We start from the raw sequence: 24,769 nt of genomic DNA, 5'->3' as shown, positions 1-24,769 counted from the left end.
CACGTGAAAATAATCAGCTTTAATGCCAATGGTATTCGAGCAGCAGCTCGGAATGGATTTTATGACTGGCTAGCTACCCAGGATGCTGATTTTGTTTGCCTTCAGGAAACAAAAGCCCAAATATCACAGTTGTTGCCAGAAGAACTTTATTACCCACGTGATTATTTTTGTGAGTATTATGATGCCCACAAAAAAGGTTATAGCGGCGTGGCAATCTATGCTCGTCATAAACCTTTAAAAGTAATAAAGGGTTTGGGTTTTGATTATTGTGATACCGAAGGCCGTTATATTCAATTTGATTACCCGCGTTTAAGTGTGATTTCCCTTTATCTACCGTCAGGAACGAGTGGAGAAGGCCGACAAGCCGTGAAATATGATTTTTTAGAGCGGTTTGCCAATCATCTGAAGGTCCTGAAAAATGAAGGGCGTGAACTGATTTTGTGTGGTGATTACAATATCGCCCATAAAAAAATTGATTTAAAAAACTGGCGCGGTAACCAAAAAAATTCTGGTTTTCTGCCTGAAGAACGTGCGTGGATGGATAATCTTTTTGGGGCTTTAGGATTTGTAGATGCTTTTCGAGTATTAAATCAAGAAGAAGAACAATATACATGGTGGTCCTACCGCAGTCGCGGTGCCTGGGATAAAAACATCGGGTGGCGGATTGATTATCAAGTGATTACGCCTGGTTTAATGGATAGTGTCACTAAGGTCAGTGTTGCTCGTGACGTACGTTGGTCTGATCATGCTCCCCTGATTATCGAATATAAGGGGGATTGGTGTGCTTAAGCTTGCCAGTTGGAATGTCAATTCGCTGAAAATTCGATTAGATCAGGTTTTAACCTGGCTTGCGTCATCAGCGATCGATATCTTGGCTTTGCAGGAAATTAAATTGGTTGATGAAAGCTTCCCCAAAGAAGCGTTTACTGAGTGCGGTTATGAGGTTGTTTATGCGGGTCAAAAAACCTATAACGGTGTTGCGATTATCAGCCGCTATCCCCTTAACGATGTGATGACCGATATTCCAAATTTAATTGATCCCCAACGCCGAATTTTAGCAGCGACGATAGGGGAACTTCGCCTTATCAATCTTTATGTACCGAATGGATCCGAGTTAACTTCAGAGAAATATCGTTATAAGCTTGACTGGTTGGAAAAAGTGACGGCATTTATTAAGGAACAAATGCTACTTTATCCAAAGCTTGCTGTTGTTGGTGATTTTAATATTGCCCCTGAGGATGAGGATGTGCACGATCCATTAGAATGGGTGGGGCAGGTATTGGTCAGTCCTCTGGAACGAGAAGCGTTTACTGCTTTATTAAGTTTAGGCTTAACGGACAGTTTCCGTCATTTTCCGCAGGAAGAGCGAGCCTTTAGTTGGTGGGATTATCGCGCTGCTGCTTTTAGGCGCAATCGGGGATTACGTATTGATCATATCCTGCTGAGTGAAACACTAAAGGCCCTTTGTATACAAGCAGGCATTGATAAAGAGCCTCGTAAAGCAGAGCGGCCTTCTGATCATGCGCCAGTTTGGGTTGAGATTAATGATCGTATTTAATGCCAGTTTCATTGTAAACTAGTTATCGTTTGTACTGTTGATAACCATAATTCGAATAAGGACGTGACAATGACTATTAGGACAGGGCTTCTGGCTAGTGCAATTTTTCTATTGAGCACCGGGGTGTGGGCAGCTAAATCTGCTGAAGAAGTGTTGATGATGCAAAAAAAAGTAACATCGGCTACTACACAGCAAGCGATGTCTCCCAAGGAGGCTTTGCTGCGTTTGAAAGAAGGTAATCAACGCTTCCTGACTAACAATATGCGTCAACGTAATTATCTTGCCCAGGCAAAGCAGGCTTCTTATGGCCAATTTCCTTGGGCTGTGGTGCTGAATTGTATGGATTCACGGAGTGTTCCGGAATTATTTTTTGATCAAGGACTGGCTGATTTATTTACTTTACGCGTAGCAGGCAATGTTTTGAATAAAGATATTTTGGGTAGTATGGAATATGCTACCAAGGTTGTTGGCTCACGTTTGATTGTCGTTCTTGGGCATACTTCCTGTGGGGCTGTAGCGGGTGCTTGCCATGATGTTAATTTGGGGCATTTGGACCATGTTCTGGCCAAGATAAAACCAGTAGTAGCCCCTACAGAAAAACAACTGGGTACTCAGGATTGTGATAAAGCTGAATTAGTCGATGCCATTGCTAAAAACAATGCGTTGCAGGTAGTCAAACAAATTCAAGAACAAAGCCCTATTATTAAAGACTTATTAGCCAAGGGCGAGGTAGGGATTGTTGCCGGCTTGCATGATATTAAAACAGGCAAAGTAACTTTTTTTGAAGAAGGACGTCTTTTACCAGCGGGAAAAAATTGATCTATAATAGTATTTCTGGTAATGTTGCGCGTCATTTATTGAGAGTATGGTGCTTGGCAACGGTTCAGGTGGCGATACTCGTTTAAACAAAGAGAGTGGTATTATGAAAGCCTCAATTCATCCTGATTATAAAACGATTAATGTGACCTGCAGTTGTGGCCACACCTTTGAAACAGGTTCAACCTTGGGTCATGATCTGACTATCGAGGTTTGCGCCCAATGCCATCCATTCTATACTGGAAAGCAAAAATTAGTTGATACTGGCGGTCGTGTACAGAAATTCCGCGATCGTTATCAGAAAAAGAAAAGCGCGTAATCGTTGTTGCAGAGTTAAAAAAGTATTTGGGCGCAATGAAATTGCGCCTTTTTTTTTCAAAATGACTATTCATCCCTAGCATTTTTCTATATGATTTTTCGCCGGGTTGTTTGAAATAGAGGGGACGTACTTTGGATAAAGATGTATTGAAGCAGCGTGCTCTGCACTACCATGAATTCCCCACTCCGGGAAAACTGGGTGTGCATGTGACCAAGCCAACGAATTCACAAGATGATTTGTCGCTTGCCTATACGCCAGGTGTAGCCAAACCAGTACTCGCTATTGCAGAGAACCCTGAAGACGCCTATCGTTATACAACCAAAGGGAATTTAGTGGCCGTGATGACCAATGGAACGGCAGTACTTGGGTTAGGTGATGTTGGTCCATTAGCCGCTAAGCCAGTCATGGAAGGGAAGGCGGTTTTATTTAAACGTTTCGCAGATATCGATGTTTTTGATATCGAAGTCGCCGCAGAAAACCCTCAAGCTTTTATTGCTACTGCAAAACGTATTTCCCCAACGTTTGGTGGTATTAACCTGGAAGATATTAAAGCGCCTGAATGTTTTGAAATCGAACAAGCGTTGATAGAACAATTGGATATTCCTGTCTTTCATGATGATCAGCATGGGACCGCAATTGTCGTTGCGGCTGGTTTGCTGAATGCCTTGGATTTACAGGGAAAGAAGCTTTCTGAAGCGAATATTGTGTGTATCGGAGCTGGTGCTGCTGGTTTAGCGTCTATGCGTTTACTCGTTGCTCTAGGGGCTGATAAAGAAAAAATGCTGCTTTTAGATACGAAAGGTGTCATCCATACAGGGCGAGAAGACTTAAACCCTTATAAGTTTGCTTTTGCCCGGACTACCTCACGGCGTACACTGGCTGATGCTTTGGTTGATGCCGATGTATTTATAGGTGTAGCGAAGCCTGATTTACTGAGTGCAGAGCTTCTGCAATTGATGGCACCTAAACCCGTCATTTTTGCATTGTCCAATCCAGATCCAGAAATTAGACCGGAAATTGCCCATCAGGTTCGTGATGATTTAATTATTGCAACTGGCAGAAGCGATTTCCCTAACCAGGTTAATAATGTACTTTGCTTTCCGTACATCTTCCGCGGTGCTTTAGATGTTCGTGCGACCTGTATCAATCAATCAATGCAAATTGCTGCGGTTGAAGCGATTCGCCAATTGGCGCAAGAGCCTGTTCCCCAAGTTGTTAAAGACAATTATCCCGGTGTAGTCAATTGGGATTTTGGCCCGCATTACATCATCCCAAAACCCATTGATCCCCGCCTGAAGGAGCGAGTTGCGTTTGCTGTGGCAAAGGCTGCTATAGCAAGTGGTGTCAGCCGGGTTGATCTTGCTGAAAAGTATTAATTTACTGAGGCCTCATGCCTAACCAATTAATGAAGGAGTCTTTTTCCGAATGAAGAATGATAAAAAATATTTGTTGGCTGCCTGGTTAATTTGCGGTCTTGGCGCCGTTTATTACAGTTATGAATACTTTTTGCGAATTTCTCCCAGTGTCATGGAGCCTGCCCTACGTGAACACTTTAATCTGTCTGCTACCGGTTTTGGTTTGCTCTCGGCATTCTATTACTATGCTTATGTTCCTTTACAGATACCGGTCGGTGTGCTCCTGGATCGTTATGGCCCGAGGCTTTTGATAACCATCGCTTGCCTTATCTGTGTTGTAGGAACATTTATCTTTGCAGGGACGACTGTATTCTGGATAGCGGCTACTGGACGTTTTCTGGTCGGCTTTGGTTCTGCCTTCGCTTTTGTTGGTGTATTAAAACTTGCCACAATATGGTTGCCTGAAAATAAGCTGGCAATGGTTTCAGGTTTGGCTGCAGCCCTGGGTACGATCGGTGCAATGATCGGTGATAATTTGCTGGGTACTCTGGTCATCAACATAGGTTGGCGTGAGACAGTCAATTTAACCGCTTATTTTGGTATTGGTTTAGCCATTATTTTATGGTTTGGTATCCGAGATAAGAAAAGCCATCAACGGCGCAGCGGTACAGTAGAGAATTTTAAAAAGAGCATGATCGATTTAGGAATTATTGCTAAAAATAGACAAATATGGATTAACGGTATGTTCGGCTGTTTAGTGTATTTGCCAACAACGGTTTTTGCTGAGTTGTGGGGAATTCCTTACTTGAAGCATGCACATGGTTTGTCGCAAGCAGGAGCAGATTTTGCCAACTCACTATTATTTTTAGGATTTACGATCGGTGCACCTTTAATGGGCTATTTATCGGATAAATTAAAGCGTCGTAAACCACCTATGTTATTTGGTGCGGCAGGTGCAGGCATTGTGATGATGATAGTTCTGTATATGCCAGGCCTGACAGAATCACATATTGGCGCTTTAATGTTTCTTCTTGGCCTGTTGTATAGCGCACAGTGTATTGTTTTTGCCGTAGGACGAGAGTTAAGTCCTAATGAGGCGGCCGGGACAGCAATGGCCATGACTAATATGATTGTGATGTTGGGGGCGATGTTTTTGCAACCTTTAGTCGGGCGTTTACTGGATTTCAGTTTATCTACTCACATGACCAGTCTGCCTTTGCAAGAAGTGTCTGTGGATAAATTACAACAGTTGTATACAGCAGATGATTATCAATTTGCTTTATCAATTATTCCAATCGGCATAATCATTGCTGCCATTTTAACCTTCTTTTTGAAGGAAACTTATGCTAATGCAGATAACTAAACCTATCACTCGACACCAAGCCCTGCTTGGTAGTTTAATCTGTGCAGTAGGGGCTTTTTTCTACTGCTATGAATTCGTTTTACGAATCATACCCGGAGCCTTGCAAAGTGAGCTAAGTGCTGCTTTTGGACACATCTCCGCAACCACATTCGGGCAATTATCAGCATTTTATTATTTTGCCTATTCCCCTATGCAATTGCCGGTGGGAATGTTGATGGATCGTTTTGGTCCACGACGATTATTAACTTTTGCCTGTCTCTGTTGTGCACTTGGGTCGTGGATGTTTACAGATACCTCATCAATGCTCATCGCAGGAAGCGGGCGTTTCTTAGTGGGCTTCGGGTCTTCCTTTGCTTTTGTGGGCGTTTTATCGCTTGCAATGCACTGGTTGCCGCGTCGTTATTTTTCATTGGTTGCCGGCTTAATTACTACATTAGGTATGTTGGGCTTGGTATATGGCGAAATGAAAATTACTGATATGGCTTTGGCGCTGGGATGGTATCATGTCCTATCCCTTATGGTCACTATTGGTGCTGTGCTTACTGTCATTATCTTTTTTGTTGTACGAGACGGTCCCGAAGGGCATACCACCCATCGCTATGCATGGCCAGAATTTTTTGGAAATGTATGGCATGTCTTATCTTCCCCACAGGTGTGGTTAATTGGGTTCGTCGGTGCTTGTCTTTATACTTCTTTATCAGTATTCGGTGAGTTATGGGGAAAAACTTATCTGGAGCAAGCACATCATTTGACTAAAATTGAGGCTGCAAGAACTATTTCTGCCATGTTTCTTGGTTGGGCAGTAGGGGCTCCTCTCGCTGGCTATTTCTCCGACAGAACTGGTCGCCGAGTATTGCCCTTGGTCGTTGGTGCAATAATGGCCCTGGTTTGTATTAGTTTTGTGCTTTATTACCCTGGCTTATCCTATACCTGGTTAAATATTTTGTTATTTTTATATGGGGTATTCAGCGCGACTGAAATTATTGTTTTTATCATGGGAAAAGAAAATAGTGGTGCTAAGTTATCAGGCACGGTCTTTGCCGCTGTTAACATGATTGTTACTCTGGGTGGAGTAGTATTTCAGCCCTTAGTTGGTAAATTGCTTGATACTTTTGGTGATAGTCGGATTGTAAATGGGGAACACATTTATACTGTTTTGGATTATCAGCTTGCCTTATCAATCTTACCTCTTTCCCTTCTGCTTGTGACTATTCTTGCTTTCTTTATGAAAGATGTTCGTTCTACTGTTCACTAGGCTCTGGCAAGTCCTTATCAAGGACTTGCTGTAGTCAACAAGACTTCGCCTGAAAGCTAACTCAGATTGGTATAAATAATTTATTGTTGACTAAATACGGCTACAAGTTCCTGAGCAGCATGACGCTTGTTACCCTGGCAGCTGATAAAGCGCTTGACAGGGAAGGATATCATTTGACTGTTACGATAATGATGGCGGGTAAACGGTGTGTCGTGATTGGAAATAACGACAGTGATACCCCGGGTGGCGCTTTCCATAGCAAGCTGGGCCAAGTCAATTTGATCCGCTTCATTAAATTTTTTATTCGTATAAGAAGCAAAATTGGCGCTCGCTGAAAGAGGTACATAAGGTGGATCACAATAAATCAGGTCACCTGCTCGCGCTTGAGCAAAGGTTTGACGAAAATCACCTTGAACGAATTGTGCTGAATGACTTTTTTGCTGGAAGTGCATCATTTCCAAGCGCGGAAAATAAGGTTTACTGTAGCGACCAAAAGGAACATTATATAAGCCCCTACGGTTATAACGACATAGGCCGTTGTAGCCATGACGGTTCAAATAGAGAAATAAAGCCGCCCTCAATCGTGCATCAGTACTTTGATTAAATTCCTCACGTAATTGATAGTATTTAGATGCGCAATTATTTTCACATACAAAAAAACGGGCACAATAATCAATAAATACGTCGCCTTCCTTTTGCAAGCAGGTAAACAAGGCAATTAAATCTGGATTTTCTTCTGCTAAAAGATAATTTTTGTAGTGGGAGTTAACAAAAATTGCGCCGGAGCCAGTAAATGGTTCGATGAGGCGTTCCGCGGCAGGTAAAGAGTTTAAAATAGTTTCAATACAGCGAAATTTGCTGCCAGCCCATTTCAGGAAAGGTTTGATTTTAATCATAGGAAGAGTACTGATTTATTACAGCGAAGTATTACTTAATATCGCATAAATAACCAGATCCTGTCGCGTCAATTTTATAATAATTGTGTAATTGCCAGTTCACCGGCAGCGAGAGTGATGGTTGACGCTGTCTGCTTGCTGTGGGTATGATTCAGGCACTACGATTTAGATGCTGGATGATACGTGAACGAACTTAGCGAACTATTGAGACCTTCCTGGGGCTCTGAACAATGGATTTTAGAGGGTTGGAACCGTATTTCCAGCGAAGAAAAGGAATTGATTAAAAACCGGATGGACGAGTTATTTAAGGATGGTCTTCCTTTCGAGTTAAAGCATGATAAATTGTTTTATATCTATACGTTCTCTTTATTGGCTCAATTGGAAGTTTTAGCAATCCAGGTGCCATTAAAATTTGAATCCAAGATGTCCTCTCCCGCAGATCAAAAGCGTATGAGAATTCAATTGCTGGATGAAATTTTCCATGGCATGGTATTTACCAAAATTGTTTATTTATTGTGCGCACCACATGCTTTACCCCCTGCATACAACGAAAATATTGAACATCTATGTAATTTTATTCGTAACGAAGATTGTCCCAAGATTGCGGTAGTTTTATTAAATTTAATTGGAGAAGGGTGGATTGAAGAAATTTTCAAGAGCCTGCAGCGACAGGGAATTGCTGAAAAAGTATTTACAACGATTATTGATGATGAACATCGACATGTATGTGAGGCCGATTTATATCGTGATATTGGGCTACCTGAGCACGATCTTATGCGCAGTAAGCTTGAATATCTGGAAAACCAGTTACTGAGCAATATTTTTTTACAATATAAATATGTGGCTTCAGTAGTAGCATTACAGGGTGTTGATGGTGCAATTGAATTTCTGCAAGAGCTGGATAGGAAACATACTGAGCAGATAAAGAAAATAGGGCTTGAGCCAAGTGAAAATTGGTACTTTTTCATGAAAGTTGCGCATGAGCTCTTCCCACGTATCCAGCGGTATGCTGAACTCAACCATGAAATTGAAATGACGCCTATTCGCAAAGTATTCATGACTCAATGGGATAATCCCAGTGATCCGACTATGGTAGGTGAATTTAATCTCAATGTAAGTTGCATTGATTTTTTTAATAAAAAATTTCCCCCAGAAACCATCACTACGCTTATGATGCACGCTATAAGCATGGGGATAAGTGAGCATGATTCTTTCCGCTCTTTTCTAAGCCATCAGAAAATGTATCAGAGTAAGGAAGCCTATGTTGGTTTAATTGTTAAATTACCGGAATGCGGCGATCACATTGGGACTATTGTTTTTGAGAACTGCCACCAAACAACTGTACAAGAGTTAGCGGTTAGAGTAAGGAATATTGTCAGAGTGATGGTTTACTGTTATAAGAGGCGGGAACAGCTTGAGCAAGAATATCCTCATCTAAAGGCTATTGTTAATAAAGGATTATATGAATTTGCAAATGATTTTTACGCCTATCCCATGCCTGGAAACTCCGTTGTCTCTTTAAGTAATATCGGTTTTTGCGGTTATGCCCGAACTAAATCACCTTTGCGCTCATCCGAAGCGATGAAAATTACCCTGTTAGAAGTCGAACGTAAGCCTGTATGGAATAAAGAGACTCAAGAGTTTGAACCACAGGATATTCTTCCAGTATCTATCAGTGCTGATCATCGTATTTTTGATGGCAATTTGCCGGTACCTAAGTTAGTTACTCACTATTTTAATAAAGCGTTTGAGAAAATGTTAGCTAATTTGTCAGTACCTATAAAACCAATTACCCAACATTATGATCATCAATTTGTACAAGTGGCTGAACGATTATTAGCAAACAATTTAGAGATGGGGTACAAGGGCTTATTGGTATTACAGACCTATTGGCTAGATTTCCTCGCGTTTGAGGAATTGTTCAATCATGAGCTGGCCAAGGAAATGGCCGAGCGCCTTCAAGAACAGAACCCAGACATCACCTTTTCTAATGTCTGAGATTTGTAGTTTGGATGAAATAAGTAGGCGCTTTAGTAGAATTGCAATTTGTCGGGCAGATTGCCCGCGACTAAACTAAATTGCGAGAGTAAGCAGAAACACGGCTATTAAAGTAACTAACCCTAAACTTAAATTACCACCAGGAACGAGTTGAATCCCTCCGCGAGGATCAACTGCTCTGGCGCGCCAAGTCATCAACGCAGGTAAAAGCAATAAGAGAATGACACAGCAAATTCCTGCATAGCTTAGGGCATGCAGGTAAATGCCAGGATTAATTAATACAACTGCCAACGGCGGGAGAAAGGTTAGTATTAAAGTCCATTTACCCTGTAATCCGGTTTTCTTCAGTGTCAGACCATCGGCTAAAAAATCAAATAAGCCAATGGATACCCCTAAGAAAGCGGTTATCATACAAATCGAAGTAAAAAAGCCAAAAAAGCCAGTAATCCATTCACTTTGCACGGCATTGCTCAATGCATTGGTTAGGCCGCTAGTAGCATGGTCATTCGTCATAAGGGCCAGTAAACCATCACTGCCCTCTCGCTCTACGACACCCATGATTACTGCATCCCAAAGAATATAGCAAGTCAAGGGAACCAGGGAACCAAGAAGAATAACCTTACGCAACGCATGAACATCGTCATTAAAATATTCACGCAAACTCGGTACGATCGAAGCGAAGCCAAACGAGGTGATTAAAATCATCAGGCTACCTGTAATGGCTTTAATAGAGCCACCACGCAAGCTGCTCAGATCCACATGCGGACTGATAATAATAACCAGCAGCAAATAAACACCAAGTTTACCGAACATAAGGCCGCGATTAACGTAATCAACGGCTCGAATACCAGCATACACAACGAAACTAAATAGCAAAGTAAACAAGAGTGAGGTTAACCAGCTAGGGAGAGGAATATGGGCTTTTTGCAGTAAACCATTAAAAACGTCACTACCGCCGGAAATATAGGCGGCTAGCAATGTGTAGAGAAGAAAAAGATAGGTGATCCAGGCAATAATTTGTCCCGGTTTTCCAAGAGTGAACTTTGCCATCGATACCATATTAGAACCGGCCGGTAAACGTAAGTTCACTTCTAGAATAAGTAAGGCACCTACGGTCATAACCAGCCAGCACATAATCAAGAAAAAAATTGAATTGGTAAAGCCAACCTCTGCCGTTGATACGGGGAGAGCGAGCATTCCTCCGCCAATGGAGGTGCCAACAATGAGCAACATACCACCAATGAATTTCGAGTCAGGCACTGTAACATCCATTTGTATAAAATTAAAACAATATGATAAATTAAAATACCTACTGCAGTCAATGGTATTTTAGTTTACTGATATGAATTAACTAGATTAACCTACTAACTGCCAAATTGCATTAATAAGTAATACTACCGACGAAATGATAACTAACCATTGGGCTATTTTACCGCCAGGAACTTGATAGCGGCTTGAAAATTTTTTTCTACCATACAACGTCATCAATGCTGGCAGAAGAAGCAATAAGATCACGCAAAAAATACCAGCATAGCTTAGAGCGTGGATATAGGCACCAGGATAATAGATCACAATGAGCAGGGGTGGAACGAAAGTTAGCAGAAACAAACCAAAACCCTGCCTACCCTTCTGTGTCATCTTTAAGCCATCTGCCAGGAAACTAATGAGACAAAGTGAAACACCAAGAAAAGCAGTTAGCATACAGATGGAAGTAAAGAAATTAAACAAAGAACTAATCACGTTATTTTGCACGGTGTTAGATAGGGTCGCTGCCAGCGCGCTTGTGGTATGGGCATCATGCATCAAAGCGATTAAACCCTGTTCCCCATGGGAAGAGAGGCTACCCATGATGACGGCATCCCAGGCTAAATAGCATAAAAGAGGGATCAGTGAGCCAATTAATACGACTTGTTTGAGAGCCTTGACATCGTCATTAAAGTAGTCACGCAAATTAGGTACAATGATTGCAAAGCCGAATGAGGTGATCAAAATCATCACTGTGCCGGTGATGTATTGGTAATGTCCTCCCTGAAAGTGGGTAAAATTAACATGGGGGGCGATCAATACTACGAGAAGAAGATAGACTGCTAATTTACCAAACATTAAACCGCGATTTAGTAGATCCACGCGGCGAATGCCACCGTAAACCACCAGACCAAAAAGGACAGTAAACACAAGGCTGGCTTGCCATTCGCCAATAGGAATGCCGATTTTGCTAAATAAATTGCCAAAGACGTCGGCACCCCCGGAAATGTAAGCGGCCAAAAGGGTGTAGAGAAGAAAAAGATAACTCAACCAGGCCAGGAATAAACCTGGCACACCAAGTGTTGCTGCAGCCATAGAAACCATATGCTTACCGGGCGGTAAATAAAGGTTGGCTTCCAGAATAAATAACGCGCCGAGAGTCATGATTGCCCAGCATAGCAATAAAAAAAGAGAGGATTGCCAAAAGCCGGTTGCTGCATTCGCTACAGGCAAGGCAAGCATCCCGCCACCAATCGACGTGCCGACAATAAGAAGGATCCCACCAATAAATCTGGATTTCATCAATACACCTACCAGTTACTGGGCGCGTATGGTAGTAAAACTACTTGAAAACGCCTCTAAAAGGAGCAGGTTGAGCCTGCGCCACCGAACAATTGTTAAACCACTGTATTTCCAGGCGGCGATTTTGAGCACTGCCATGAACAAGCTGATTGTCCGCAACCGGGTTTTTATCACCATAACCCTCTGCAATCAATCGTTGTGAAGGAATATCATTAGCCCATAAAAAGGTCAACATGGTTTCAGCACGAGCTTGTGACATTTTTCTTTTATAGTCACGCGAACCCACATTATCAGAAAAACCTGCAACATAAACGGGGCAGTGTGGAGGATACATTTTGATCAGCTTGATGATGCTGTATAAGCCTGGATAACAGAGTTCATTGAAGCGTGCACTGTTAAAAATAAAATAGCGATCGGTAGGCACTATGAGTGTGAGTGTGTCGCCATATTCAACAAATTGGATATCAAATTTTTTTAATTCATTAATGACCGCTCGTCGGCTCTCTTTATTAAGCCCTATGAGAGCACCTACCGCGGCTCCAGCTGCTGTTCCTACCCCTACAGGTCCGGTTGCTGCGGCAACAGCAACGGTTCCAGCCAAAGCACCCTGGCTGGCCGGGATATAGGTACGATTATAGGGTTTGAAATTGTTATAGGGTGGGCGGAAGCAGCCACTCAAAGCAAAAGTCAATAAACTAACAAAGGCCAAGCGCCCAAGAGAGCTCTTGTGTGACATTCCCGCTCCTTTAATAGAAGAATTTTTCCATTATTAAGCATCCATCTCTATTTCGCAATCAACAGTTGCTGGAATAAGTTGTTAAGTTAAAAATAGTTTTATAAATACTACGCAATCCTATTCTGATTGGTTATAGTGGTTTAGATAACGCTATTCACAATACCCTTAACTATGATATCTGAGAAAAAAGTTTCTTTCCCTTTAGCCCTCGGTGCTTTAGGGGTTGTTTTTGGGGATATTGGTACCAGTCCTCTGTATGCCATGCGTGAAACCTTAAGTGGTTTGCCAATCAATTTGGTAGAGGTGCTAGGTGTTCTATCGTTAATTTTCTGGTCATTGATTCTTGTTATTTCCATCAAGTATTTAGTCATCGTTTTTCGCGCAGATAATGAGGGGGAAGGCGGCGTTCTGGCATTATTAGCACTGCTTAAGCAAAAAAAGACGACTCATGAGTCTCTTTTTTATCTTCTGGCTATCTTTGGTGCCGGCCTTCTATTAGGCGACGGGATGTTAACACCGGCGATTTCAGTGACCAGCGCCATAGAAGGTCTTAAAGTCATCGCGCCTCAGTTTGATGACTTTATTATTCCCTTATCCTGTACCATCCTGATTTTGCTTTTTATTATGCAATCTAAAGGCACTGGAAAAATTGGGGCTGCTTTTGGACCCATGATCCTGATTTGGTTTGTTACCATTGGTATCTTGGGGGCGGTACATATTGCTGATAATCCTGTCGTGTTGGAAGCTATCAACCCTTATTATGCGTATGATTTTTTACATACAAATGGTTTCAGAGGGTATTTCTTGCTTGGAGGCGTTTTCCTGGTAATGACAGGCGGGGAAGCCCTCTATGCTGATATCGGTCATTTTGGCAAAAATCCCATTCGTTATAGTTGGTTCAGCATTGCTTTACCCGGCCTTCTATTGAATTACTTCGGCCAAGGCGCGCATTTACTTGAACATCCGGAAGCCATCGAAAACCCCTTTTATATGCTCTCTCCTGATTGGTTCAGCATTCCTCTCATCCTCATAGCGACTATTGCTACGGTAATTGCTTCACAGGCGGTGATTTCAGCCACCTTTTCCTTAACCAAACAGGCTGTTTTATTAGGTTTATACCCACGTCTACCGATTGTGCAAACCTCAAAAGAACATATGGGACAAATTTATATTCCACAAATGAATTTTGTCTTATTAGTTGGTACGTTATTGCTTATTTTTACGTTTAAAAATTCAAGCGGGATGACCCATGCTTATGGTATTGCCGTTAACCTGGATATGTTGTTGGTGACAACCATGGTAGCCTATGCAGCAAGCCATGTCTGGCATTGGTCTTTACTTCGCATCATTCTCGTGTTTACCCCCTTCCTGTTTATTGATTTGACTTTCTTGGGTGCTAATGCTCATAAATTTTTAACAGGGGGTTGGGTGCCAGTCTGTTTTGCCTTGGTTGTTGCTTTCATCATGTATACCTGGAACTTGGGATTGCAATTTTTAATTCATAATTTTTATATGCAGAAAGAAGATATTTCCAAAATTGTCAAACAGTTACATTATAAATCCCTTAAGCAATTATCAGGATTGACAGCGATCTTCATTACCGATATCTATGATCGCAGTGGGGGTAGCTTTCTCCATTTCCTTAAATTAAGCCTTGCTGTCCCGGAAAATATATTGATTGTAAATTACACGGTAGAAAATAAACCGCATGTGCATTACAGCCAACGCTTTGAAGTAACGCGACTGGATGAGAAAATTTGTCAGTTGACCTTGCATTATGGGTTCATGGACAATATTTCTGTTCCGCAAGCGTTGACCAGAGCGAATGAGAAAAAGGGCTTACTGCCATTTGAACTGAATATTGATGCGGCCACTTACCTTGTTGAGGTGCCGAATGTTGTGGCTTCGCGGGAAAAAAAGACACTCATGTTTTTTTGGCAGGAAAAGTTGTTTGCTTTTCTAATGCGTAACTATTCTGCAAACCTGAATATCGAATTTTATAAGTTACCTTATAACCGAACTATTGCTATTGGCAGCTATTGTATTATTTAAATTGACAACCTTGCTGGTTTTTCACCAGCAAGGTTGAGACCGGTCTTTGTTATGCGGAGACACCACAGCTATCAGTCAGAGGGCTTTTCGGTACAACGATTTGTACATTGATACCTTTGATTGTCGGGCTGTTCTCATAGGCTTCTTTGAGATAGTCAATTAAGGGAACATCGACAACCTTATTGTAGATTGAAGACGCTTGTCGGAAGGTAGCAACACCGTTTTTCCAAAATACAAAGCCTAAGTGGGAGACATTTAAATTGGTGCCAATTTGTTCGCGCAGATTCCAATTCGGTCTTACGATTTCAACAATGGCTCCATCAGGTATTTGAGCAAACAGATATTGATTGGGCTCACCTTTTGCGTTAAACAAGCTAGTTAGGGGTATGTATGGCAGTTGCGCGTTAGTTTTTGGCAATTTGCTTCCTCTGGTTTTGAGTTCGGCTAAGCGCTTTGTCTGCTCTGCTTTATCCTGTGATTGCAAGCGGATGGTTGCCAGGGTGAAATGTTGGTACCAGGACGGTTTATCAATCAAAGCGGTGGCTATTTTGGCAACAGGCGCTTTGCTTTTATCTTGAAAGGATTCAGTGATGTCTTTGACAAAACCCTGACGCTGATTGTTTAGGTTCCAATCCAGCTCGGTAAAATGATTACGGGTGACGTAGCTAACCTGTCCATTGTGGTAACGCAGTTTGCTTAGGCACTGCTTAAATCCTGTAGTATCTTTAGCCAGTGCCAAGGCCAGTACTGTCGTTACATAAGTTTCACAGTCAAAGGCATCTGTTCGATAACGAGGCTCTTGATCAAAGCGGGCATGGCTTCCTTCACCGAGAGCGCCAAGGACGTAAGGCTTGCCTAAAAATTGGGCGCTAATGGTATCAAGCCTGTGTGTCATATCCGATTTCTGCATCTGATTCAGGCTGTGGTATAGTTCATTTATTGTTTCAATAGCCTGTTGTTGTTTGGGGTGAATAGCAGCATTGGTATTGAATGATAAAAGGCCCAGACAACCAATCCAAACAAGCTGTTTTGTTATTTTTAGATACTGGTAAAACCTATTCATAACGTTCCTCATTCGTGTGGAGTATATATTTTAACCTATGACGTTGTTGAGGTACAAGAATGCTTAATGCAATATGGTTGGGGATGATCCTGCTTTCCGTTGTTGTCGGAGTAATCCAGGGGCGTATCGAACAAGTTGTCCATGCAGTGACAGATTCTGCAAAGCTTGGTTTTGAGATCGCCCTGGGGTTAACGGGTATCATGGCGCTATGGCTGGGTATTATGGCCATTGCTTCAGAATCTGGCTTGGTTAATCATTTTGCTCGATTACTGCGGCCGGTGATGCGTCGTTTGTTTCCTGATGTCCCAGTTGATCATCCTGCCATGGGAGCCATGGTACTCAACATATCGGCTAATATGTTAGGGCTTGCCAATGCTGCCACACCTTTTGGTTTGCAGGCTATGAAAGAGTTGCAGCGCTTGAATGAACAAGCGCAAGAAGCGAGTGACGCTATGTGTACTTTTCTGGCAATTAATACCTCCAGTGTGCAACTGATTCCGGCTACTGCAATTGCTTTTCTTGCCGCAAATGGTAGTACGCATCCCAGTAGTGTTATTTTTAGCTCATTGGTTGCAACGTCTATTTCAACGTTAGTTGCTATTATCGCGGTTAAAAAACTCGCTAAATTACCTGGTTACCGAATTAAAGACATGAGTAGCATCAATGAATAACTTTGCCAATCAATTTTCTAACTGGATCTTCCTTGCTTTTGTTGTAGGGATACCTTTGTACGGGGCTCTGAAAAAAATTAATGTTTTTGATGCTTTTGTAACGGGCGCTAAACAGGGCTTTGATACCAGTGTAAGCATTATTCCTTACCTTGTTGCGATGATAGTTGCCATAGGCATGTTGCGTGCTTCAGGTTTTTTTGAACTACTTGGCAGTTTGCTTGCGCCAGCGCTGTCTGCTATTGGTATGCCAACCGAGTTACTGCCTTTAGCCCTCATTAGGCCTTTTTCCGGTAGTGCTTCAACGGGAATAATGGCTGAATTAATCCATGAACATGGAGGGAATTCGCTGATTGGCAAGACCGCAGCAACAATGATGGGAAGTACGGAGACAACCTTTTATGTCATTGCCGTTTATTTTGGTGCAATCGGTATCAAACGGACAAGACATGCAATTCCGGCCGGTTTATTGGCTGATCTCGCAGGTATTATTGCAAGTGTGGCTATTTGTCGTTATCTCTTTGCTTGATTAGCGGGAAGGCTATCTTTTTTTATCGATGAACTATAATCAACCAATAGGGTTAATTAAATGGTGATTCAGATGTCTAAAAAAGTGAAAAAAGAAGGGGCCAAGCTAAGAAACAAAAAACTTTCTTCCGAAGATTTAAAAAATATCTCTGGAGGTAGCAAGCCTGGAATAAATGTGAAGCCCGGTGCCAACCAAAATCCTGCCGTTGCCCCTAGTTCTAAAAATTGATGAAACGGCAACGGCTACTTTTATTTCTTGAATTCGAAATCCTGCAATATCAGCTATATACTGAAAACATAGGCTAATCGATCGGCATGATTTATGGCAAAATTGTTTCGTGAAAAAAGTCTGCACCGATTAAACAGTCCGGAAAAATTAGATAATCTTTTTCGTATTGTTCCTCCTTTAAATTGGCTCATATTAACAGCCCTGGTTCTTCTTTTGACAATGATTGTGGCTTGGTCTCTATGGGGTACTATTGATACACGGATTTCTGGTAACGGAATTCTGATTAGCGGCGGGCAAAAAATATATGATGTTATAGCGGAAGATTCAGGTCGTTTGCTAACTGTTAATGTGAAAATTGGTGATCTGGTCAAGAAAGGCCAGCAATTGGCCACTATTAAACTACCCTTGCTTGCTTTAGAACTGGAACATAAACAACAGATGCTGGACTCACTGCAAAAACAGCGCGGCAATTTACACCAGTTTATCCAAAAAGATTTTAAACTCGAACAACAGAATAATACTGTACTCCAACAAAATTGGGCTAAAGATTTGGAAAATGCCAATCTTCATGTGCAATATTTGAAAAAATCACTCGATGAGCAAGAGAAATTAGTTGATAAAGTGGTTTCTCGCCAAGAGTTAGCCGAACTAAAAAGTAATTATTTCAAGGAATTACAACAACGTGATGAAATTAGAAAAAAGATGTTGGAGAACATTATCGAATTTAAGCGCCGTACGGAAGCCAATCAACAACGATTAGTGGAAATCAGTAATCGTATTTTACAGGTGCAACTGGACTTAGCCCTTATTCAGAAAAAGCTTAAAGTAGGGAGTATTATCCTAAGCCCTGTCGATGGGGAGATCATTAACATCATTGGCAAACCAGGGGAAATTGTACAAAGTGGGGTCAAGATTATGGACATTGAACCCTACGCTGAAACGGTAGATGCAGTGATTTATGTGCCTGCGGGGATGGGTAAGGTTATTCTGCCTGGAATGCCAGCCCAGGTAGTGCCTAGTACAGTAACGAAACAGGAATACGGTAGTATTGTAGGTGTTGTCGAGGATGTAGCGAATTTCCCCAGTAGTCAGAGTAGCATGATGGCTGTTTTGTCGAATGAAAAATTAGTGGAAGATTTTACAAAGTATGGGCCTCAGTTGTATGTGCGGATTAATTTAACCAAAGCAGATACACCAAGTCATTACAAATGGACTACCTCGAAGGGGCCTAATATGATTGTGACTAACGGTACTTTATGTACAGCAGATATTATTACTAAAAAGCAGCCTCCTATTAGTTTGCTTATACCGGCGATTAAACAATTTTTAGGGATAGACTAATGAATTATGATAATGACTAAATTGTTTTATCGTATAAACAAGACACCCAATATTTTGCAGATGGAGTCTGTTGAATGTGGTGCAGTCGCTTTGGCAATTATTCTGGCTTATTACGGCCGATGGATTCCTCTTGATGTCTTACGTAATGATTGTGGTGTTTCTCGTGATGGCAGTAGAGCCGATAATATTTTTCGCGCAGCAGAAAAACATGGGATGGAGGTGAATGCTTACAGTATTGAACCTGAAGAGATCGTACAATCTCATTTACCAGCCATTATTCATTGGGAGTTTAACCATTTTGTGGTTCTGGAAGGCGCAAGTAAACATCATGTCTATATTAATGATCCGGCCTACGGAGCCCGGGTTTTAACATGGGGTGAATTTGACGAAGGTTTTACAGGTATTATCCTTGAGTTAACACCAAGTCCCCAATTTGTTAAATCTGGCCATAGACCCAAAGCGTTACCCAGTTTATTGAGCCGGCTTCGAAGCTCCACAGCAGCTGTCATTTTCATTATACTTGCCACATTAGCATTGGCAATCCCGGGGATTGCTATCGCAGGGCTGAATAAGATCTTTATTGATGAGGTTCTCATTCAGGATATGACGAATTGGCAAAGGCCTGTTTTAATCAGTTTAGTAATTGCGGCTTGTTTTAATGCGTTATTAACCTGGTATCAACGAATTATGTTGAGTCGGTTAGAGACTAAAATGGCTCTAATGAATGGTTCTTTCTTTTTCTGGCATTTACTTCGCTTACCCATGTCTTTTTTTAATCAGCGCTATCTGGGGGATATCCTTAATCGTTTACAGGCTAGCGATACTGTTGCCAATTTAGTTTCGCAACAATTTGGCACGAATATGGTTAATATATTACTGGCTTTCATTTATCTGGCCATTTTGTTCTTGTTAAGTGTACCTTTAACGTTGTTAGTCATATTCTCGACTTTAATTAACGTGTTAATTCTCATTCTTGTTGCACAACGACGAGCCAGTGAAAGCAAACGGCAGACCAAAGCGTTAAATAATCTAATGAGTACTGCGATTAGTGGTTTGCAAATGATGGAAACTTATAAGGCATCTGGTGCAGAGGGTGATTTCTTCCGTAAATTTAGCGGTATGCACGCTAACTATTTATTAGCTGAGCAACAGTTGGGATGGACGAGAGATTGTATTTCGGTAATTCCAATCGTGTTGGAATTATTAACCAATACACTCATCCTGGGGTTGGGTGCCTGGTTAACAATCGAGGGGGAGATGACTATTGGAGCAGTGGTCGGGTTTCAACTGTTATACAGGGGATTTATCTATCCAATCAAAATGTTGGTGATGCTGGCCGGAAAGATTCAGGAAACTACAGCCGATTTATTAACGATAGAAGATATTACCTCGCATAAATTGGCAGAGCGTTATCAGGAGACCACCAAAACCCCCGCCAGGATTGATAAGCTGATAGGACACGTGGTTTTTGAAGACGTTACATTTGGCTATAGCCCTCTCGCAGAGCCCTTATTAACCAAATTTTCCCTGGAAATTAAACCAGGTAAACGAGTTGCTTTGGTAGGAAGTTCAGGAAGTGGTAAATCAACTATTGGTAAACTCTTACTCAGCTATTATCAACCTTGGTCAGGTAAAATCTGGATTGATGGAAAACTATTGCAGCAAATCCCCAACGAGGTAAGGGTACATTCAATTGCCAGCGTGGACCAGGATATCAATTTATTTCATGCAACGCTTAAGGACAATTTAACCCTATGGGATCCTCTGGTTCCGGATGAGGAAATACTTAATGCTTGTAAAGCAGTCTTAATGCATGACGCGATTACTGGTGAACGAGAAAATGGTTACGAAAGCATGATTAACGAAGGTGGCACCAACTTTAGTGGTGGGCAACGCCAACGTTTGGAAATTGCCCGGGCGTTGCTCCAAAAGCCGAGTATCCTTATCCTGGATGAAGCAACTTCTGCGCTTGATGCACAAATGGAACAAGTTATTGACACGCATTTACGACGTTTGGGTTGTACCTTGCTAATCATTTCTCATCGTTTAAGTACGATACGTGACGCAGATGAAATCATTCTACTGGAAGGAGGCAACGTCGTTGAGCGTGGTACACATGAAGAGTTGGTGGCTCTTCAAGGGGCTTATTGTCGTTTATTAGCGAGTGAGGCCTAATAATGACTGGTACTTCAGATAAGCAAGATTCTTTTCCTCGCGAGTTTGATTTACTTGCGACTGATTGCCATTATGAAATTATCAGCGGGAGCGTTGATGTGTTTCTAATCCCTACTCGCGGAAAAGAGTGTGGTAAGCGTTATCCTTTAGGACACTGGAAAACCGGTGAAGTCCTCATTGGATTGAAGGGGGGGGATAAACAAGGGAGCCTGCAATTATTAGCCTCTTGCTCTGTTAATACTACCTTAAAGCGCTTACGCGGGGATGCCCTTGCCAAGTCATCACGATTAGAGTCTTTACAACAGTGGAAGCAACACTTTATTACTTATTTACATCAATATAAAAGTGACTATGCCAAAGAGCCTACTGCCGATATCGCTGCCGGGTCGCCCGACCAATTACATGATGAGCTCTTAAGTTTTTACCATCATATTCAGCCGCAATTAATGGCTACTATCAAGTTGGCGCGTTACAAGGAAGCGCAACGTATCAGCGAAAGGAAAAAAATTGAAAATAATGTACTCAAACGTGCTCATATGCAAATGCTTTCAATTCTGCATCACTATGGCTCTATTGGTAAAATAGGACGAAGCAATACACTGACGTTTTGTATACAAAATGCAGCTCAGTTTTATCAAATCGCCTTGGCTGAACATATTACTTTTACGAAAATAGCGGAAATAGCATCAAAAACAGACATGCAAACGCGCCAAGTCCGGCTGAGTAAAAACTGGTGGCAGACTGTTACACACCCCCTGTTATTAAAAAAAGAAAATGAAGAAGGATTTTATCTGATACTTCCTAAGGGGGCTCGTGGTTCCATTTTGATTGATCCCCTCAAAGGGTTAAGGAAAAAATTAACCCTCGAGGACGCAGAGTTATTTTCAACGGAAGCCTGGCAAATTTATTCTTCGCTACCTAAGGAAAAACTAAAAATTAGAGATTTATTTTCTTTTGCATTCCAAGGTTGCCAGCGGGATTTAATTCGCTTGGTAGTGGTAGGTTCTTTTGCTGCGATACTCAGTTTAGTTACCCCATGGTTTACTGGCATTCTATTTGAACAAGTAGTGCCTGCCGGCGATAAATTTCAATTGCATCAGATCGTATGGGCTTTGGTTGTCGCAGCTTTGGCTGCTGGTTTATTTGAGCTTGTTCGAGCCATTACCGTGCTTCGGGTCGGCTCTAAGTTAAATCTTAATCTTGAAATCGCTATTTGGGATAGACTTATTCGCCTTCCTGTTACTTTTTTTCAGCAATTTACTACCGGTGATTTAGCCCAAAGGGCCATGGCAACCAGTAGTGTTCGGCAAATTATGGCTGGCGTCGTTATTAGCTCGCTTTTAAGTGGTATTTTTTCATTCTTTAGTATTGCGCTATTATTTTATTACGATGTCAGATTGGCCTTAACAGCTATTTGCATCATATTGTTCGTTTGTGCTTACACACTGTTTATTAGCATAAAGCAACTTTTTCATTATAAAGCGATAGCATCTCTTGGCGGGGAGCTCTCTGGTATAGTGGTACAACTATTAGGGGGTATTGGTAAAATCCAGACTAGTGGTCGCGAAAAAACAGCTTTCTCATTGTGGGCTATAAAAAACAGTCAGATAAAAAAGGAGACCTATAAGTCCAATTGGTATAACGCGTTGTTATCCAGTTTGAATGCTTTATGCCTGACTATATTGTATGTCATCATTTTTGCCCAATTTGTTAGCCGTGAACATCCACCCAGTTTGGGAGTATTTTTGGCGTTTAACGCGGCTTTAGGGCAGTTTACCGCGAGTATGCTCGCAATGACCGATGCAATCAGTACGGTTATCAACAGTATCCCCATTATGAAACGCATTAAGCCTATTATTGAAAACATTCCTGAAATCTACGCTGGGAAGCTTGATCCCGGGATGTTACAGGGTAAGCTTGAGGTAGACCATTTACGATTTTCTTATTCCTCTAAAGAGCAGACAGTTGTTAAAGACGTTTCTTTTATAATTGAGCCTGGGCAATATATTGCTATTACTGGGCCTTCCGGTTCAGGGAAATCAACACTTTTGCGCCTTTTACTTGGTTTTGAAAAGCCCGTGCAAGGCAATATTTTCTTTGATGACCACGATATTAAACAGTTAAATATACAGCGTGTTCGCGAGCAATGCGGAGTAGTATTACAAAATAGTATATTAATTTCAGGCACCTTGTTTGACAATATCGTCGGCTCTGCACCTTTAACTCAGGAGGATGCCTGGCATGCTGCGGAAATGGCTGGTTTGGCCGATGATATCCGTAAAATGCCAATGGGGATGCATACTATTGTCTCTGAGCGTGGAGGAACCTTATCGGGAGGCCAACGCCAGCGTGTACTGATTGCAAGAGCAATGGCTAGAAAGCCAAGAATTCTATTCTTCGATGAAGCAACCAGTTCCCTGGATAATCTTACCCAGTCTGTTGTTATTGAAAGTTTAGAACGATTAAAAGCGACTCGCTTAGTAATTGCCCATCGTTTAACGACCATCGAGAAAGCCGATTTAATCCTGGTAATGAATCAGGGGGAAGTTATCCAATCAGGCACCTACTACGAATTAATGCAGCAGGATGGTTTATTCCAATCGATGGCTAAACGCCAGCTTTTTACCTAGGTTGTCTATTGTTGCGCTATCTTCCTCTAGGCAGCCAAGGGATACGCGTTGGACTCAATCTACCGCCACTAACCTCTTTTAAATTCTCAGAGCCAAGCTTTTTTTTCTTGGTAGTAGTTACTTTTTCAGCCTTAGGGGTTTTCTCTTTTCTGCTCATTTCTTTCTCCACAGGGTTTATGCTTGCTTTAATGCATCAAACCTTAGAAGTATAGTCTATTAGTATAAAAAATGAACAGATGGGGTGCAGGTCAGGTTATGCTATTTTGTGGGGTTTATTAGGACCTTTACTGGCAAGAGCAGCTCTCTCATACTGTTTTAATTGAGCTAATAATAGGTTGCTCTTGGTTTTAAAAGTAGCCATTTCTCTGGCGGGAACGGGTAATCCGCGTGGTAAATCAACGGTGGTAGGATTCTTGGGTTGCCTGTTGATATGAAATTCATAATGGCAATGCGGACCTGTTGCCAAACCTGTTTGTCCGACATAGCCAATAACTTGACCGCGTTTGACATAGGAGCCTCTGGATAAGCCCTTTTGAAATCTCAACATATGTCCATAAATAGTACTATAAAGTTTATTATGGCTTATCTTTATCATGTTGCCATAACCACTCTGACGGCCAATAATTTCAATACGCCCATTACCTGTTGCGGTGATCGGAGTACCGATTGGCGCTGCCAAATCCACCCCTTTATGAGGACGCCTGTAATGTAAAATGGGATGTGTCCTTGATAGGCTAAAAGTTGAGCTGATATGGCTAAAGCGAAGCGGGTAGCGATTGAACGCCTTTTTTAAACCGGTCCCTTGTGGGGAATAATACTCCGTGTTCCCTGATTTATCAGTGTGGCGAATAGCCTGATAAGTTTTGCCGCGGTTTTTGTAACTCACTGCAATAATATTACCCGTGCCAACTACTTTATTTTCAATATAAAAAGCTTCGTAGATGATAGTGAATTGATCCCCCGCTCGCACTTCTTTGGCAAAATTAATATCCCAGGTAAAAATTTCAGTCATTTGCTGAATGAGTTTATAAGGAATGTTATTTCGCTTGGCGGTACTATACAAAGAACCGCGCACAGTGGCAGTGACGTAATGATTGTAGCTATTCATCTTGCGCGAATTCACTTTGCTTTTATAACGCTGCCCTTCTTTGGAAACAACTAAATACTGGGTTTCGCTAAAAGGAATTATCATTTTTTGCAAGGTGTGTCTTTTGATCAAAAATTGTAATTGTTGATTTTG

General features: G+C 41.7%; 22 protein-coding genes (1 of these 22 running past the window's edge). 15 read left to right on the top strand and 7 right to left on the bottom strand.

The window, feature by feature from the left end; translation table 11 throughout:
- Positions 1-3: 3 nt before the first annotated feature.
- The 7 genes from DYC89_RS12820 (at position 4) to DYC89_RS12790 (ending at position 6,666) form a co-directional block, all read left to right on the top strand.
- Complete coding sequence (locus DYC89_RS12820) at positions 4-789, top strand: exodeoxyribonuclease III (protein ID WP_115222135.1); 786 nt, start codon at positions 4-6, stop codon at positions 787-789.
- Positions 782-1,558 carry an exodeoxyribonuclease III gene (gene xth / locus DYC89_RS12815; RefSeq protein ID WP_115222134.1) on the top strand — a complete coding sequence of 259 codons (777 nt, stop codon included), beginning with the start codon at positions 782-784 and terminating at the stop codon, positions 1,556-1,558. The genes DYC89_RS12820 and xth overlap by 8 nt, the downstream gene beginning before the upstream one ends.
- A 69-nt stretch (positions 1,559-1,627) precedes the next feature.
- Positions 1,628-2,377, top strand: a complete 750-nt coding sequence (locus tag DYC89_RS12810) for a carbonic anhydrase (protein WP_115222133.1) — start codon at positions 1,628-1,630, stop codon at positions 2,375-2,377.
- A gap of 103 nt (positions 2,378-2,480) precedes the next feature.
- On the top strand, positions 2,481-2,693 hold the full coding sequence (rpmE, locus tag DYC89_RS12805; RefSeq protein ID WP_115222762.1) for a 50S ribosomal protein L31: 213 nt from the start codon (positions 2,481-2,483) through the stop codon (positions 2,691-2,693).
- Between the two features lie 131 nt (positions 2,694-2,824).
- Positions 2,825-4,069 carry a malic enzyme-like NAD(P)-binding protein gene (locus tag DYC89_RS12800; protein WP_115222132.1) on the top strand — a complete coding sequence of 415 codons (1,245 nt, stop codon included), beginning with the start codon at positions 2,825-2,827 and terminating at the stop codon, positions 4,067-4,069.
- 49 nt (positions 4,070-4,118) lie between these two features.
- The gene (locus tag DYC89_RS12795; RefSeq protein WP_115222131.1) at positions 4,119-5,411 is read left to right on the top strand and encodes an MFS transporter; all 1,293 of its coding nucleotides are present in this window, start codon (positions 4,119-4,121) and stop codon (positions 5,409-5,411) included.
- Positions 5,398-6,666, top strand: a complete 1,269-nt coding sequence (locus DYC89_RS12790; protein WP_115222761.1) for an MFS transporter — start codon at positions 5,398-5,400, stop codon at positions 6,664-6,666. Before DYC89_RS12795 ends, DYC89_RS12790 begins: the two co-directional genes overlap by 14 nt.
- 80 nt (positions 6,667-6,746) lie before the next feature.
- On the opposite strand, the gene DYC89_RS12785 is transcribed toward DYC89_RS12790, so the two are convergent.
- On the bottom strand, positions 6,747-7,562 hold the full coding sequence (locus tag DYC89_RS12785; protein WP_115222130.1) for a Dam family site-specific DNA-(adenine-N6)-methyltransferase: 816 nt from the start codon (positions 7,560-7,562) through the stop codon (positions 6,747-6,749).
- 183 nt (positions 7,563-7,745) lie between these two features.
- Between DYC89_RS12785 and DYC89_RS12780 the strand changes: the two genes are divergently transcribed.
- Entirely contained in the window at positions 7,746-9,560 is a 1,815-nt protein-coding gene (locus DYC89_RS12780; RefSeq protein WP_115222129.1) for a 2-oxo acid dehydrogenase subunit E2, read from the top strand.
- Between the two features lie 75 nt (positions 9,561-9,635).
- On the opposite strand, the gene DYC89_RS12775 is transcribed toward DYC89_RS12780, so the two are convergent.
- From DYC89_RS12775 to cmpA, 3 genes are all read right to left on the bottom strand, one after another.
- Positions 9,636-10,820, bottom strand: coding sequence for an amino acid permease (locus DYC89_RS12775; protein ID WP_181879403.1), 1,185 nt, complete (start codon positions 10,818-10,820; stop codon positions 9,636-9,638).
- A 96-nt stretch (positions 10,821-10,916) separates the two neighbouring features.
- Entirely contained in the window at positions 10,917-12,107 is a 1,191-nt protein-coding gene (locus tag DYC89_RS12770; protein ID WP_115222127.1) for an amino acid permease, read from the bottom strand.
- 40 nt (positions 12,108-12,147) lie between these two features.
- Complete coding sequence (gene cmpA / locus DYC89_RS12765; RefSeq protein ID WP_115222126.1) at positions 12,148-12,843, bottom strand: C-OmpA-like family protein CmpA; 696 nt, start codon at positions 12,841-12,843, stop codon at positions 12,148-12,150.
- Between the two features lie 171 nt (positions 12,844-13,014).
- On the opposite strand from cmpA, the gene DYC89_RS12760 reads away from it, so the two are divergent.
- Entirely contained in the window at positions 13,015-14,895 is a 1,881-nt protein-coding gene (locus tag DYC89_RS12760; protein ID WP_115222125.1) for a potassium transporter Kup, read from the top strand.
- A 49-nt stretch (positions 14,896-14,944) separates the two neighbouring features.
- On the opposite strand, the gene DYC89_RS12755 is transcribed toward DYC89_RS12760, so the two are convergent.
- Positions 14,945-15,958, bottom strand: a complete 1,014-nt coding sequence (locus DYC89_RS12755) for an N-acetylmuramoyl-L-alanine amidase-like domain-containing protein (protein ID WP_115222124.1) — start codon at positions 15,956-15,958, stop codon at positions 14,945-14,947.
- Positions 15,959-16,017: 59 nt separating this feature from the next.
- On the opposite strand from DYC89_RS12755, the gene DYC89_RS12750 reads away from it, so the two are divergent.
- The 6 genes from DYC89_RS12750 (at position 16,018) to DYC89_RS12730 (ending at position 23,529) form a co-directional block, all read left to right on the top strand.
- Positions 16,018-16,629 (top strand): nucleoside recognition domain-containing protein, encoded by a 612-nt coding sequence (locus tag DYC89_RS12750; RefSeq protein ID WP_115222123.1) that lies wholly within the window; start codon positions 16,018-16,020, stop codon positions 16,627-16,629.
- On the top strand, positions 16,622-17,155 hold the full coding sequence (locus DYC89_RS12745; protein WP_115222122.1) for a spore maturation protein: 534 nt from the start codon (positions 16,622-16,624) through the stop codon (positions 17,153-17,155). Before DYC89_RS12750 ends, DYC89_RS12745 begins: the two co-directional genes overlap by 8 nt.
- A 72-nt stretch (positions 17,156-17,227) precedes the next feature.
- Positions 17,228-17,383 carry a hypothetical protein gene (locus DYC89_RS16545; RefSeq protein ID WP_181879402.1) on the top strand — a complete coding sequence of 52 codons (156 nt, stop codon included), beginning with the start codon at positions 17,228-17,230 and terminating at the stop codon, positions 17,381-17,383.
- A gap of 93 nt (positions 17,384-17,476) precedes the next feature.
- A complete protein-coding gene (locus DYC89_RS12740) occupies positions 17,477-18,724 on the top strand; it encodes an NHLP bacteriocin system secretion protein (protein ID WP_115222121.1) in 1,248 nt (415 codons plus the stop codon).
- A gap of 12 nt (positions 18,725-18,736) precedes the next feature.
- Positions 18,737-20,899 carry an NHLP family bacteriocin export ABC transporter peptidase/permease/ATPase subunit gene (locus DYC89_RS12735; RefSeq protein WP_181879401.1) on the top strand — a complete coding sequence of 721 codons (2,163 nt, stop codon included), beginning with the start codon at positions 18,737-18,739 and terminating at the stop codon, positions 20,897-20,899.
- A gap of 2 nt (positions 20,900-20,901) precedes the next feature.
- A complete protein-coding gene (locus DYC89_RS12730) occupies positions 20,902-23,529 on the top strand; it encodes an NHLP bacteriocin export ABC transporter permease/ATPase subunit (protein ID WP_115222119.1) in 2,628 nt (875 codons plus the stop codon).
- A gap of 16 nt (positions 23,530-23,545) precedes the next feature.
- Here the strand turns inward: DYC89_RS12730 and DYC89_RS16540 are convergent, their stop codons facing one another.
- Both DYC89_RS16540 and DYC89_RS12725 read right to left on the bottom strand, forming a co-directional pair.
- Complete coding sequence (locus DYC89_RS16540) at positions 23,546-23,686, bottom strand: hypothetical protein (protein ID WP_181879400.1); 141 nt, start codon at positions 23,684-23,686, stop codon at positions 23,546-23,548.
- Between the two features lie 96 nt (positions 23,687-23,782).
- Positions 23,783-24,769 carry the 3' portion of a peptidoglycan DD-metalloendopeptidase family protein gene (locus DYC89_RS12725; RefSeq protein ID WP_115222118.1) on the bottom strand. It continues 489 nt past the right edge of the window, so the window shows 987 of its 1,476 coding nt (coding positions 490-1,476); its start codon lies beyond the right edge, outside the window — the gene reads right to left on this strand; it ends in the stop codon at positions 23,783-23,785.

Source organism: Legionella donaldsonii (genome assembly GCF_900452385.1).
GTDB lineage: Bacteria > Pseudomonadota > Gammaproteobacteria > Legionellales > Legionellaceae > Tatlockia > Tatlockia donaldsonii.
The sequence above is the reverse complement of the archived record's forward strand: the minus strand, read 5'-3'. Positions and strand labels throughout refer to the sequence as shown.